The sequence below is a fragment of the Christiangramia echinicola DSM 19838 genome, from assembly GCF_000423065.1.
GTDB lineage: Bacteria > Bacteroidota > Bacteroidia > Flavobacteriales > Flavobacteriaceae > Christiangramia > Christiangramia echinicola.
This window is the reverse complement of the sequence record NZ_AUHG01000016.1, coordinates 49,821-64,660: the sequence shown is the minus strand read 5'-3', so window position 1 is coordinate 64,660 and position 14,840 is coordinate 49,821. Positions and strand designations below refer to the sequence as shown.

Below are 14,840 nucleotides of genomic sequence, written 5' to 3'. Positions count from 1 at the left end.
ATAAATACTTCAATATCAATACCTTAAAGGAAATTCAAAAATATTTCGAAAACGATATAGTTTTAAATTTGATACATTAATTCTAACTATGTATCAAATTTAGAAGGTGTTTCTAAGTTAGAAGATTTTATGATTAAGATGATTTTAACTCTTTCGGAGAGATACCATATTCCTTCTTAAAAGATGTTGAAAAATATCCCGGAGAAGAATAACCTACTTCATAAGCAATCTCAGATATATTAAACTTAGATTCCTGGAGGAGACTTTTAGCTTTTTTAAGGCGTAGAGAATTAATATACTCATTAACACTAACACCTAAAAGAGCTTTTACTTTTCTATACAATTGCACTCTTGAAATCTGAAGGCTGGATGCAAGGTCTTCAACGGTAAAGCTAGAATTCCTGAGATTAGCATCGATTAATGCATTAAGGTCTTTAAGGAAAAATTGTTCTGGCCCGGCAAAGTTTTCATCATTCACCTTATCTATACGGTTGGTATAATAATATCGTAATTTCTCCCGATTGAATAAAGCCGATTTAATAGATTCCATAAGGATCTCATTATTGAATGGCTTGGTAATATAAACATCTGCTCCCGCCTTTAATGCTTTAAGTCGCGATTCCTTATCACTTAAAGCAGTTAATATCAAAGTAGGAATATGAGATGTGCGCAGATCGCTTTTTAACTCCTGGCATATTTGAAACCCATCTTTATCTGGCAGGTTGAGATCGCATATAATCACATCGGGAATAACTTCAAGAGCCTTTTCAACCCCGTCTGTTCCATCAGAAACATGAACATTGTATTCCGAGCTTAATTTTTTCCGAAGCAAATGAGATAATTCGAGATTGTCTTCAATGATCAACACAGAATCTGCATTTTCCCCTAAACTTATATTATCTTCTAACTCTTCAGGAATTAGGTTATCCACTCTGCTCCTATTAGAAGAGCTATCCATATCCGGCTGAATTTCAGAAATAACATACTCTTTTAAGTGAGCACGTCCTTTTAACAGCGAAATTCTAAATTCAGCTCCCTGATGGGATGAAACCGCAATGCTTCCTTTATGTAATTCCACAAATTGCCGGGTAATATACAAGCCAAGACCAGAACTAGGCTTAGTATTATTACTAGCCTGCATGTATGGATCAAAAATGCTTTGGAATTCATCTTTCGGAATCCCAATTCCGGAATCCCTGAATAAAATATTAATTTTTTCGTCCTCCTCCTCTACAGCAATATGAATCGTTCCATTTTTCGGAGTAAACTTAAAAGCGTTGGAAAGAATGTTAAAGAATACCTTATCCATCATTTCTCTATCAATATAAAGTTCAAGATCCTCGCATTTATAAGAAAATTTCAGATCAATAGATTTTTTAAGGGCTTCACTTGTGAAATCCTCAGCTATATTTTTAAGAAATGGAATAATTTCCGTTTTTGTAATCCTTAAATCAAAACTGCCATTTTCGAGTTTTCTGAAATCTAACAGCTCATTAATGAGCCGTAGCAATCTTCTGGAATTATTTATAATAAGATTGGTTTCATACGAAATCCCCTGGGATTCTTTCGTAGGACGTTCAGAAATTGACTCAATTGAGCTGGTAATAAGTGTTAATGGGGTTTTAAACTCATGCGATAAGGCCGTGAAAAAATTGATCTTACTTTCATTCGAAATTTTCAATTTCTTTGCAAACTCCTCAATTTTATTTCTCTGTGCCAGGATTTCAGAATTACTCGATTCCAGATTTCTTTTTCGCTTTCGAAGTTTAACGACAAGATAAATACTCCATACGCTTAGTATTAGAAGTAGGCCTAATAAAACAATCAATAACAGAATAAGTTTCGATTGTGATTTAAAAGTGGTGATCTGATTATCTATAACCTCCTGCTGGTTCTCAATATCATTCTGTTGTTGTTTCATTTTATCAAACTGATTTTGCATGATCTCAACATTTACAGAATCTATGATAACAGTCTTGAGGATATTATTCTTTTCAATGTTTTCATCACTCAAAAGATCTTCGGCCAGTTTTATTGCCTCCATCCCCCCGGTAGGATAAAGTACCGTGGCAGCCAGAATACGATCTTTCACTAACTGAATCCCGCCATTTGGTCCAAAAAGTCCATCCACTCCAATAATATGAATTTGATCTTCAAGAGATTTCTTTTTTACTACCTCCCAGGCGCCCAAAGCCATTCGGTCATTATGTGCAAAAATATATTCAGGTGGTTTAATGGAATCTAAAAGTTTTGTCAACTCCTCTTCTATCGAAGCCTTTTCCCAATCACCTTTAATTATATGCGATATAGTTAGATTAGGAATTTTATTAATCATTTTTCTAAAGCCTTCACTTCTTTCATAGGCAGGCGAGGATCCTTCCTGCCCGGTAATCTCTATAATTTTAGCTGGTTCATTTGATTGTGAAATTATGTACTTTGCAGCATTACGCCCCACTTCCACATTATTTGCACCTATATAAGCTGTAAAATTGCGCCCGTCTATCTTTCGATCTATAACGATAGTGGGGATTCCCGCATCCATCGCCTTTTCTATTACGGCGGTGATAGGAATTGACTGAATAGGTGAAACAATAAGTACATCCACACCGTCTGCAATAAAATCTTCTATTTGAGTGATCTGCCTGGCAATGTTATTCTCAGCATCTTTAATTTCAAGAACTATTTCAGGATGAAGAGAAGCTTCAAGATGCATAGATTTATTCATCTCACGTCGCCAGTTGTCCGTAGTCATCGCTTGTGAGAAACCTATTTTATACTTCTCCTTAATATTTTCTTTGGAGCATGAAAGGAATAACAAGCAAAGAATATTAAGAAGTAAAAACTTAATTTGAGACTTCATTGATTAGTATTTAACTAGCTTCTAAAATAGAATTTAAAGATTATTTAACAACAAAAAGCCTCGTCTAATTGTAAAACAGTATTATGGCGTTTGATTTAGACAGGCACTCCAGAGTATTTATTCTTGAAAGATTTATTTTTTTAATAATAATTATAAAATGCCCTCGATTGTAAGGATTGGCTTTAATGCATTAAAGATACGAGTACTTTGAGACAACCTAGCCAGTCAACGCCTTTGATAGAAAAACGATCAGGAAAACCTATTAGGCGAAGTGAAATCAATTAATTCATCCTGAGTATTCACAAATTGAGAAATGTTTTTGTTATTGCGGTAATACCATTTTATGGTTTTCTTATTTAATAGAAATGGATACCTGTAATAATGAAGATGTTTAATGAAAGTCTAAAATAAATGGTTCAGAGTGCTACGTGACCTGGTTCATTTTTGTTTTATTTCAGAAACTAGTTGGATTAACTGCGTTGATCCCGGAAGAGGATCCAGCAAAGAAAAACCAAAGCACTACTCTGGCAGTGCTCTTTTTTGTTTTTCGCTTATGTAGCAAAGCGAGCTTTGCACAAAGCTGAAAAACAAAAAACCCGCAATTTTCATTGCGGGTTTTTCTTTGCGGAGAAAGAGGGATTCGAACCCCCGGAGGTGTGACCCTCAACAGTTTTCAAGACTGCCGCATTCGACCACTCTGCCATTTCTCCTGAGTGCCTCATCAGCTATTTGCTGAATGCGGGTGCAAATATAACACGCTTTTTTAATTTACCACAACTAATTCCTAAACTTTTTTCAGCTTTTTTATAGCTGCTTCTGTATCAGCATATTTGATGGGATTTATTTTAGACCTATTTACTTTTTGTAAATTGAAACCAAAATTTAACCCATGAAATTTTTAGGTTTCAGTCTGAGTTTTTTATTTATTGCCTTTTCTTTAAATGCCCAGGACAAAAATTATCAAGAATTAATGGAACAGGATTGGCCGGAATTGAAACGTTATCGCGAAGCAAACCAGGAGATCATTAATGGTGAAAACTGGCCCAGCGTGGTTTTTATGGGTAATTCCATTACCGAAGGCTGGGTAAAAACGCATCCTGAATTTTTCCAAAAAAATAATTACCTGGGTCGAGGAATTAGCGGGCAAACCAGTCCGCAGATGCTAATAAGGTTCACTGCAGATGTGCTCGACCTTACCCCTGAAGTGGTAGTGATCCTGGCCGGCACTAATGATATTGCCGCGAATACCGGGTTTTCTTCCGTAAAAATGATCAGTGATAATATCAAAGCTATGGCCATGCTCGCAAAACAGGAGAACATTAAAGTTGTTCTGAGTTCTGTACTACCTGTCTACGATTACCCCTGGCGCCCGGGACTGGAACCAGTTGCCAAAATTGAAGAATTAAACTCCTGGATTAAAAATTACGCCAAAGAAAATGGTCATATCTATCTGGATTATTTCAATCACCTAAGTGATGATAAAAAGGGAATGAAGAAGATATATTCTGAAGATGGAGTTCACCCTAACACGCAAGCTTATGAAGTTATGGAGCCCCTGGCTAAAGCTGCAATTAAAAAAGCCCTGAATAACTAATTATTCTTTATTACTACATTTTTCTTTAATATCATTTTTAAACCTTCCCACATCATTTGAGTCTATATTTATGAATCCCTTATTACTAATTAATATCAAAACCGTTATATTGGCGGCAATTATCTAAAAATCAATTAATAAAATGAGAAAAATATTGCTTTTGGCTTTTCCAGCCATCCTTCTATCCTGCAGCGCGCAAAATGGTAAAGTTGAAGATGCAGATCCCATGGAATATGCAAATACTATTACTGCAGAAGACCTAAAAGAACATCTTTATACTTTCGCCAGCGATGAATTCGAAGGTCGTGAGACTGGAGAACCAGGACAAAAGAAAGCCGCAGAGTATTTAAAAAATGAATATAAAAGCCTGAATCTTCCATCTCCACTAGGCGGTGATGATTACTTCCAGGAAGTTCCTGTAAGTTATTTTAAAAGAGGAAATGTAAAACCTACAGAAAATGTAGTTGCATTTCTTAAAGGTTCAGAAAAACCAGAAGAGATCCTGGTAATTTCCTCTCATTATGATCATGTAGGTATAGACGATCAGGGAAGGATCTATAATGGTGCAGATGATGACGGTTCCGGAACGGTTGGAGTGCTTGAGATTGCCGAAGCTTTTGTAAAAGCAAGCAAAGATGGATTTACTCCAAAAAGATCTATTTTGTTTCTTAATGTAACCGGTGAGGAAAAAGGGCTGGTAGGTTCTAAATTCTATACAGATGAGCCAATTTTTCCTTTAGCAAATACGGTTGCTAATCTAAATATAGATATGATTGGCCGTATAGATCCTGCACATGAGGGTAACGATAATTATATATACCTTATTGGCAGTGATAAGCTAAGTACAGATCTTCATTTATTAAGTGAAGGTGTGAATGAGAAACATGTAAAAATGGATCTTGATTATAAATATAATGATGAGAATGATCCTAATCGTTTCTACTATAGAAGTGATCACTATAATTTTGCTAAGAACAATATTCCGATTATTTTCTATTTCAACGGAACTCATGCTGACTATCATAAGCACACAGATACTCCAGATAAGATTGAATACGATCTGTTAGCTAAAAGAACTCAACTGGTATTTCTAACTGCCTGGGAGATCGCAAACCGTGATGCGAGAATTGTCGTAGACAAAGCTGAAGATAGTGTTACTGCCGGGAAGTAATTTATCCGGTAAATAATTTATAGAGCCTCGTTTTTTTACGGGGCTTTTTTTTGTAGAATTGAGTATTGAGAAGTGAGATGTTAGACTGAATTTAACTGTCACTCTGAGCAAAGCGAAGAGTCTCATCCTAATCAGAACATGAGATTCTTCATTCCGTTGCACTACATTCAGAATGGACAACAAAAAATAGTTTCCTGTCACTCTGAGAGAAACGAAGAGTCTTAACCTATTATGAACTCAAGAGATTCTTCATTCCACTGCACTACATTCAGAATGTACAAATTCAATTAATATTCGTTCTTTTAAATGTCACTCTGAGCAAAGCGAAGAGTCTCATCCTATAGACTAAATTCATCATTTAAAAATTTCCATTCTGGATTATTTTCATTTATCAGACCTACCTTCTTTGACCTTAACCAACCTTTCAATTGTTTTTCTCTGGCAATCGCATCCTGAACCCAGGAGAATTTCTCATAATGAATAAGAAAAATACAATGATATTTCGCAGTAAAGGTTTTAGCTCGTAATCTGGCCCCTTGATGATGTTCAATTAAGCGTCTCTGAAGATTATTGGTTACTCCAATGTATAAGACTGTTTTATTCCTATTGGTAAGTATGTAAGTAAAATAGGATTGTGAATCATTGCTGAGCATCCCTGAATTTAACCATTTTTATTCAAAGCCTAAGAAGATTCTTCATTCCACTGCGTTACATTCAGAATGGACAACAAAAAATAGTTTCTTGTCACTCTGAGCAAAGCGAAGAGTCTTATCCTATCATGAACTCAAGAGATTCTTCATTCCGTTGCACCACATTCAGAATGGACAAATTCAATTAATATTCGTTCTTTTAAATGTCACTCTGAGCAAAGCGAAGAGTCTCATCCTAATCAGAACACGAGATTCTTCAATATACTTCGTCTCGTTCAGAATGATAGCTTAAAGCAAAAAATCAATTATCAATTAAAAAACTAATTCTTGTCCTCAAGCAGCGGCACAAACCTGAAGGCTCCAAATTCCTTCTTATCAAATTCCTTAGCAGATTTTCTAACAAATAAGGTCATGGTCTGTACCTCGGTTCCTACCGGGATCACCAGCCTTCCTCCTACTTTTAACTGACTTAACAGGTCGTTAGGCACCACCGGTGCTCCAGCCGTAACGATGATCTTTTCATAAGGCGCATATTCAGGGATTCCCTTATATCCATCACCGAAGCTTAGATATTTAGGTCTGTAGCCAATTTTCGCCAGGAAAGTTTTCGTTTTTTTATAAAGCTCACGCTGCCGTTCTATGCTGTAAACTTTTGCGCCTAATTCGCAAAGCACAGCGGTTTGGTATCCGCTTCCCGTACCAACCTCCAGCACCTTCTCCCCTTTTTTAATTTCTAGCAATTCAGACTGAAAAGCCACCGTATATGGCTGGGATATGGTCTGATCTGCCGCAATAGGAAAAGCCTTATCCTGGTATGCATGATCCTCAAAACTACTATCCATGAACAGGTGGCGCGGAATCTTCCCAATAGCGGCTAGTACCTTCTCATCGGTGATCCCTTTTTTCTTCACGGTTCTCACCAATTGCTGCCTTTTCCCCTGGTGTCTGTAAGTATCTTTCAAGTTAGTATGCTTTATTCAGACTGTAAAATTAGGCATTCGTGCTGATTTATCCCAAGCAATTAGCCGCTGGGATTTGGCCCAATTTTATAAAGTATTTAATATCAAAATGCTATTTTTGTGAAAAATGCAAAAAATATGCTAAAAGCAGGAGTTCTGGGTGCAGGTCACCTCGGCAAAATTCATCTGAAACTTTTAAAGCAATCTGAAGAATATGAACTGGTAGGATTTTATGATGCGAATAAGAAAAATGCTGAAAAGATAGCATCAGAGTTCGGCTATAAAATGTTCGATGATCTTGATGAATTGATCGCTTCTGTTGACATGATAGACGTGGTAACTCCTACCCTTTCGCATTTTGAGGTAGCTAAGAAAGTGATCTCGGCCGGGAAACATCTTTTTATTGAAAAACCTATTACCAATACCTACGAGGAAGCGAAAGAACTTATAGAACTTGCCGTAAAACATGGCGTTAAAGGCCAGGTAGGTCACGTAGAAAGATTTAACCCTGCCTTCCAGGCGGTGGCAGATCGCATAGAAAATCCCATGTTCATCGAGGCACACAGACTGGCAGAATTCAATCCGCGTGGAACAGATGTTCCCGTGGTGCTGGATCTAATGATCCATGATATTGATGCCGTGCTTAGTGTAGTAAAATCTGATGTTAAAAAGATTAATGCCAGCGGAGTTTCAGTAATTAGTGACACACCAGATATTGCCAATGCCAGGATTGAGTTCGAAAATGGCTGTGTAGCCAATCTTACTGCCAGCAGGATCTCTATGAAGAACATGAGAAAATCGAGGTTCTTTCAGCGTGACGCCTATATTTCAGTAGATTTCCTGGAGAAAAAATGTGAAGTGGTGAAAATGAAAGACGCTCCGGAAGATCCTGATGATTTCGCCATGATCCTTCAGAATGCTGAAGGGATCAAAAAACAGATATATTTCGACAATCCTAATGTTTCCGCCAATAATGCCATTTTGGAGGAACTGGAAAGTTTTGCCGATGCTATAAATAATGATAAAGAACCTGTAGTTACTTTACAACAGGGTGCTAAAGCACTCCAGGTAGCTAACCAGGTGATCGCAAATTTTAATGTATAACACTTATAATTCTGAGACCTAAACCTGTCATCCTGAACTCGTTTCAGGATCTATTTAATGAGAAGCTGAAACAAGTTCAGCTTGACGAAAACTTCAGAATTCTTTAAATTTTATAAAATGAAAAACATTGCAGTTATAGGAGCAGGAACCATGGGGAACGGTATCGCACATACCTTTGCCCAGAGCGGTTACAAAGTTCAGTTGATAGATATTTCAGAAGAAAGCCTTAAAAAAGGGATGGATACTATTTCCAAAAACCTTGACCGTATGGTGGCTAAAGAAAAGATCTGCGAAGACCAGAAGAATGAAACGCTAGAGAATATCACTACGTTTACTGAAATTTCTGAAGGTGTTGAAAATGCAAGTCTTGTGGTTGAAGCAGCCACTGAAAATACCGACCTTAAATTAAAGATCTTCAGACATCTTGATCAAAGTACTTCTGAAGACACTATTTTGGCAACGAATACTTCTTCAATTTCTATTACTCAGATCGCTTCTGAGGTTTCTAATCCTGAAAGAGTGATCGGAATGCATTTTATGAATCCGGTGCCCGTAATGAAGCTTGTAGAGATCATCAGGGGTTATAATACTTCAGATGAAGTAACCAAAACCATCATGGACCTTTCAGAAAAACTGAATAAGGTACCGGTAGAGGTTAATGACTACCCTGGATTTGTGGCTAACAGAATTCTAATGCCCATGATCAATGAAGCTATTGAAACACTTTACAACGGTGTGGCCGGGGTTTACGAAATAGACACGGTAATGAAACTGGGAATGGCTCATCCTATGGGACCACTTCAACTAGCCGATTTTATAGGGTTAGATGTTTGTCACTCTATCCTTGAAGTAATGTACGACGGATTCAAAAATCCTAAATACGCACCATGCCCATTGCTAACCAATATGGTTAGAGCAGGAAAGATTGGTGTAAAATCTGGTGAAGGATTCTATGACTATTCTGAAAGTAGAAAAGCAGAAAAGGTTTCTTCTCAGTTTAATAGTTAGAAATTAGTATTTAGATATTAGTATTGAGTATTGAGATTTCTCCCTTTGCTCGAAATGACTACGGTAATAACCATAGTTAAGTCATTTCGAAGGAGTGTATAACCACAACTGAGAAATCTCTTTTAAGCAAAAGCATTAATTTGACCAAGATCCTCCCATTTAAAGCCGTAAGACCAGCGCCTGCTTATGCCGGCCTGGTTGCTTCACGTTCCTATGAAGATTATGGCGAAGAAGAGCTCAGGGCACAGTTAGAGTTCAACCCCTACTCTTTTCTTCATATCATAAATCCCGGTTACAAATTTCAGCATGAGATTGGCGGGGAAAAACGCTTTGGGATGGTGAAGAACCGTTATCTGGAATTTAAGGAGGAAAACACCCTTATCCAGGATAAACAACCTTGCTATTATATTTATAATATCAAGACCAGAGAAGCTTCCTGTTGTGGCATTATTGCGGCGACAAGTGTAGAGGATTACGAGAAAGATGTGATTCGCCGTCATGAGGACACTATTGCGCATCGCGAGGAACTCTTTAAAGAATACCTTAAGGTCGTTGGATTTAATACGGAACCTGTTTTGCTTACCTATCCAGATAATACGGTGATCAATGACCTGCTGCAGGAGCGTATGAAGACCAGGCCAGAATATGAATTTGCTACCAATAACAAGGAAACTCATTCATTGTGGCTTATAGATGATCCTGCGAATATTGAAAAGATAAAGGCAGAATTTGCAGCTATGGAGAAGCTTTATATCGCAGATGGGCATCATCGCAGCGCTTCCTCATGGCTACTGGCCAAAGAAAGCAGGGAGAATAATCCAGATCATACGGGGAGGGAATCCTATAACTATTTTATGAGTTATCTTATTTCTGAAAGTAACCTGAGGATATTTGAATTCAGCAGGTTAATTAAAGATCTGAACGGTCACTCCAAAGAAGAGTTCCTTATTCTGTTAGATGAATGGTTCCGAATTGAAAATAGAGGTTTAGAAGTTTATAAGCCCTCCAAAAAGCATCATTTTAACATGTATCTGGATGGTGAGTTTTACTCGCTCTACCTGCGGAAGACCAATTATGAATTTACCGATGCACTTAGTGAACTGGATTCTTATATTCTTTACGAGAAGATACTGAAACCTGTTTTAGGCATCAATGATCTTAGGTATGATAAACGCATTGCCTATATACATGGCCGGAATGATCTTATTGAATTGAAAACCCGTGTTGATACCGGTGAATTCAGGATAGGTTTTGGAATGATGCCCGCGGGAATTGAAGAAATCAAACAAATTGCCGATGAAAATTTGACCATGCCACCAAAAAGTACTTATATTGAACCTAAGTTGCGAAGCGGACTAACGATTTACGAATTCTGATTACCGTATCCTAACCACACCTGCCCAACTGGGTAATTTGAATCCTTAATTTAAAAAGCCAGAATAAAGGATGGATATTTCTGAAAATATTAAAAAATATAAAGACGAACTTCCTGAAAATGTGAAGCTCGTTGCCATTTCCAAGACCAAACCCAATGAAGATCTCATGGAGGCCTATAATGCCGGCCAGAGAATTCTGGGGGAAAATAAGATCCAGGAAATGACCGATAAGTGGGAAGAACTTCCCAAGGATATAGAATGGCACATGGTTGGCCATGTTCAGCGAAATAAGGTGAAATATATGGCCCCTTTCGTTTCATTGATACATGCAGTAGACAGCCTTAAGCTTCTGAAAGAGATCAATAAAAGAGCAAAACAGAACGAACGCACCATTAACTGCCTGCTCCAGATAAAGATCGCCGATGAAGATTCTAAATTCGGGATAACTTCTGAAGAAGCCAGGGAAATATTGAATTCTGAAGCCTATTCAAAAATGGAAAATGTAAAGGTGATCGGCCTTATGGGAATGGCTACTTTTACGGATGATGAAGACCAGATAAGATCTGAATTCAAATATTTAAAGTCAGTTTTTGATAAATTTAGAGACGAACATACAGACCTGGAGGAACTATCCATGGGGATGAGTGGTGATTATCAGATCGCTGTAGATTGTGGGAGCACTATGGTTAGAATTGGAAGTAGTATATTTGGGGCGCGAAATTATAATTAACGAAGGAGAGGATATTTGTACGCGATATTAGACATAGAGACGACCGGTGGAAAATATAATGAAGAAGGGATCACCGAAATAGCGATTTATAAATTTGATGGCCAGCAGGTGACCGATCAATTTATTAGCCTGATAAACCCAGAACAACCCATTCAGCCATTTGTAGTGAACCTAACGGGCATTAACAACAAGATGTTGACCAATGCTCCAAAATTCTATGAGATCGCGAAACGTATTGTAGAGATAACTGAGGATTGTATACTGGTGGCTCATAATGCTAAATTCGACTACAGGATACTACGTACAGAATTTAAAAGATTAGGTTACGAATATGAAAGAAAAAGCCTGTGTACGGTAGAATTATCAAAGAAATTAATCCCAGGACTTCCGTCCTATAGTTTAGGCAAACTGGTAAGATCTTTAGGGATTCCTCTAAGTGACCGTCACCGAGCTGCCGGAGATGCCCAGGCTACCATCAAATTATTCAAAATGCTCCTTATGAAAGATGTTGAAAAAGACATCATGAAAGAGCACGTGCGAAAAGTACCTAAACGAAATTTAGATACTAAACTGGTCTATATTCTAGAAGAATTACCTTCAGAAACCGGGGTTTACTATTTCCATAATGAGAACGGTGATATCATCTATGTAGGCAAATCGAGGAATATTAGGAAAAGAGTGAATCAGCATTTTACTAACGACAATCCCAAGTCGAAAGAAATGCAAAAAAAGGTCAATTCGGTCTCTTATGAACTTACCGGAAATGAATTGATCGCTCTCCTTAAAGAAAATCAGGAGATCAAAGAGATCAAACCTAGATACAACCGTGCTCTGAAAAGAGATATTTTCAGCCATGCGCTTTATCATTCAGTGGATGAAAATGGATATGTAAATTTCAATATTGGTCGGGCAAACAGGACAAAGAAAAACATCACCACTTTCAGCTCTCTAAGATCAGCTAAAAATTCCCTGACCAAATGGGTGGAGGAATACGAGTTATGTGAAAGGCTTTCGGGCTTGCATGGAGGAACAGGTAATTGTTTCGCTTACACCATCAAAAGTTGCCATGGCGCCTGTCTGGAAGAAGAAACCGCAGAAGAATATAATGATCGTGCAGAGAAACTCATTGAGAGATATTCATACGACAACCAGAATATGCTATTGATTGGCCGCGGTCGCGAAGTTGATGAGAAGAGCGCATTGCTTATTGAAGATGGCGAATTTAAAGGAGTGGGTTATTTTAATCTAAATCATCAGATCAATAACCTGGATATCATCAGGTCTATTATTACTCCCATGAACAATAACAGAGACGCAGAACATATTATTCAGAGCTTTTTGCGTAAGAAGCATAATTTCAAAATTGTACAATTATCTATACATGAGTAAATTTTATTTACGCTACCTACTACTATTTCTTCCCTACGTTTTTTTAGCTCAAGAATTTAAAACAGAAAATCTCACTCCATCAAAAGCTGATCTTGAAACCCAGGTTTATCATCAGGATACTACGGCGAATGCATTCTACATCCAGGAGAAGGGATTTAGTGAATTCGATAGAAATAGAGATTATAATATTGTTTTTAACTATTCAGCCCAAATAAAGATTTTGAATAAGAATGGTTTTGATGAAGCCACTATAGAGATTCCATTGGGCAAAAATGAAGATAGTAAAGAGAAAATTCTCAAACTTAATGCCGCGACCTATAATTTAGAAAATGGTGTTATAAAGAAAACACCTCTTTCTAAAACCGATATATTCACAAAGGAACTGGAGCATCATGACCTGGTTCGTTTCACCTTCCCAAACATCAAAGAAGGCTCCGTTTTGGTTTATTCCTATGAATTAGAAAGTCCATTTTTCTTCAATTTCACTACCTGGAAATTTCAGGATGATATACCAAAGGCCTATTCTGAATTTACCGCTCAAATTCCAGGGAATTATGAGTACAATATTAAAAAAACCGGATACCTGGAATTAACGGTAGACGAAATAGATATCGTAAAAAACTGTATAGATTTTGGAGCTAGTACCGAATCTGGGGATTGTCTAAAGTCTGTTTATGCAATTAAAGACGTACCGGCTTTTAAAACCGAAGACCATATAACCTCAGAGAAAAATTATTTGAGTTCCATCCAATATGAGTTAATGCAGGTTACTCGTTTGGATGGTTATGTTAGAAAATATACCAAAAACTGGGAGGATGTAGACCAGGAATTAAAAGCAGATAAAGGTATTGGAAGACAGTTAAGGAGAGGAAATATAGCTAAAGGGTTACTACCGGAAGATATTAGTTCTTTACCTAACAATATTGAAAAAGCAGGTTTGATCTATGATTTTGTTCAGAAAGAGTTTACCTGGAACCATAAGTATCATATCCATAGAGATATTAATTTAAAGGATATCCTGGTATCCAGAACAGGAAATGTCCTGGAAATAAATGCACTGCTTCATAACATCTATAAAAATGAAGGTTTTGAAGTTTTACCGGTATTGGCAGCGACCAGAAATAAAGGATTTCCCACGAAGGTTCATCCGGTTTTAAGTGATTTTAATTATTTCTTTATTCAGCTTTCTATCGGTGAAGAAAAGTATCTATTAGATGCTACAGAGAAAAATATTGATTTTGGGAGATTACCATTTCGAGCCTTAAACGGATACGCCAGGCTAATGGATTTCGAAAACGGTAGCTCATGGATCGATATTACTCCTAAAGATTATTCCCGTGTTATTTTCAACGACTCCATTAAGATAAATAAGGATGGTACTTCCACTGGATTTAGCCAACAGATTATAGATGGTTACCACGCATATAATATGCGGAATGAGCTTGAAAATACCAACACAAATGAAATCTTCAGTAAACTTGCGCTGAAAACTGAATCTACAAATGCCGTAAAGACCGAAGTCTCAGGAGTGAATGATCTTACTGAAGATCTAAAAATAAGATATGATCTTCAGAATAAAAGTCAGAAAATTGGAGATAAGATCTATTTTAATCCCTTCAATTTTAAATTTATTGACCGGAATCCCTTTCAACTTCAGGAAAGAAATTACCCGATAGATTTTGGCTACCGGGATGTATATTCTTACAGTTCTATTATCGAAATTCCAGAAGGATATAAGGTCACAGAGCTTCCAGAAACTAAAGCTATAGCAATGCCAGGGAAAGCTGGTCGCTTAATATTTTCTGTTAATAAAAAAAATGAGTCTGTGATCCACGTAAATTGCATGTTAAGATTTTCATATGCCTCATACCCACCAGAGTATTATGAAGCTATTAAGCTGTTTTTTGACTCCATTTTGGAAGTCCAGACCCAATCATTGATCATAATTGAAGAAAATAGTTAAATTTGACTAATTCCAAGTTTCAGATTTGAAAGAAAA

General features: G+C 37.1%; 11 protein-coding genes and 1 tRNA gene. 8 read left to right on the top strand and 4 right to left on the bottom strand.

The genetic code is table 11. The annotated features are described in order from the left end of the window. Positions 1-133 precede the first annotated feature (133 nt). Both G530_RS0112015 and G530_RS0112010 read right to left on the bottom strand, forming a co-directional pair. Complete coding sequence (locus G530_RS0112015; protein WP_026934772.1) at positions 134-2,860, bottom strand: hybrid sensor histidine kinase/response regulator transcription factor; 2,727 nt, start codon at positions 2,858-2,860, stop codon at positions 134-136. A gap of 625 nt (positions 2,861-3,485) precedes the next feature. Next, a tRNA-Ser gene (locus G530_RS0112010) sits at positions 3,486-3,570 on the bottom strand. A 179-nt stretch (positions 3,571-3,749) separates the two neighbouring features. Here G530_RS0112010 and G530_RS0112005 point away from each other — a divergent pair. Further along, the gene (locus G530_RS0112005; RefSeq protein ID WP_026934771.1) at positions 3,750-4,454 is read left to right on the top strand and encodes an SGNH/GDSL hydrolase family protein; all 705 of its coding nucleotides are present in this window, start codon (positions 3,750-3,752) and stop codon (positions 4,452-4,454) included. Between the two features lie 142 nt (positions 4,455-4,596). Then, positions 4,597-5,625, top strand: coding sequence for a M28 family metallopeptidase (locus G530_RS0112000; protein WP_026934770.1), 1,029 nt, complete (start codon positions 4,597-4,599; stop codon positions 5,623-5,625). Positions 5,626-5,963: 338 nt separating this feature from the next. Here the strand turns inward: G530_RS0112000 and G530_RS0111995 are convergent, their stop codons facing one another. After that, entirely contained in the window at positions 5,964-6,278 is a 315-nt protein-coding gene (locus G530_RS0111995) for a GIY-YIG nuclease family protein (protein WP_026934769.1), read from the bottom strand. A 317-nt stretch (positions 6,279-6,595) separates the two neighbouring features. Continuing rightward, entirely contained in the window at positions 6,596-7,237 is a 642-nt protein-coding gene (locus G530_RS0111990; protein WP_026934768.1) for a protein-L-isoaspartate(D-aspartate) O-methyltransferase, read from the bottom strand. 135 nt (positions 7,238-7,372) lie between these two features. On the opposite strand from G530_RS0111990, the gene G530_RS0111985 reads away from it, so the two are divergent. The 6 genes from G530_RS0111985 to G530_RS0111960 all read left to right on the top strand — a co-directional run bounded on the left by G530_RS0111985 (position 7,373) and on the right by G530_RS0111960 (position 14,804). Next, positions 7,373-8,338: a Gfo/Idh/MocA family protein gene (locus tag G530_RS0111985; RefSeq protein WP_026934767.1), complete on the top strand. Its 966-nt coding sequence runs from the start codon at positions 7,373-7,375 to the stop codon at positions 8,336-8,338. Between the two features lie 117 nt (positions 8,339-8,455). Then, the gene (locus G530_RS0111980) at positions 8,456-9,346 is read left to right on the top strand and encodes a 3-hydroxyacyl-CoA dehydrogenase family protein (RefSeq protein ID WP_026934766.1); all 891 of its coding nucleotides are present in this window, start codon (positions 8,456-8,458) and stop codon (positions 9,344-9,346) included. A gap of 140 nt (positions 9,347-9,486) precedes the next feature. Beyond that, positions 9,487-10,722: a DUF1015 domain-containing protein gene (locus tag G530_RS0111975; protein ID WP_026934765.1), complete on the top strand. Its 1,236-nt coding sequence runs from the start codon at positions 9,487-9,489 to the stop codon at positions 10,720-10,722. Positions 10,723-10,792: 70 nt separating this feature from the next. Beyond that, positions 10,793-11,452 carry a YggS family pyridoxal phosphate-dependent enzyme gene (locus G530_RS0111970; protein ID WP_026934764.1) on the top strand — a complete coding sequence of 220 codons (660 nt, stop codon included), beginning with the start codon at positions 10,793-10,795 and terminating at the stop codon, positions 11,450-11,452. 15 nt (positions 11,453-11,467) lie between these two features. Further along, the gene (locus G530_RS0111965; RefSeq protein ID WP_026934763.1) at positions 11,468-12,841 is read left to right on the top strand and encodes an exonuclease domain-containing protein; all 1,374 of its coding nucleotides are present in this window, start codon (positions 11,468-11,470) and stop codon (positions 12,839-12,841) included. After that, complete coding sequence (locus tag G530_RS0111960) at positions 12,834-14,804, top strand: DUF3857 domain-containing protein (protein ID WP_026934762.1); 1,971 nt, start codon at positions 12,834-12,836, stop codon at positions 14,802-14,804. Before G530_RS0111965 ends, G530_RS0111960 begins: the two co-directional genes overlap by 8 nt. Positions 14,805-14,840: the final 36 nt, after the last annotated feature.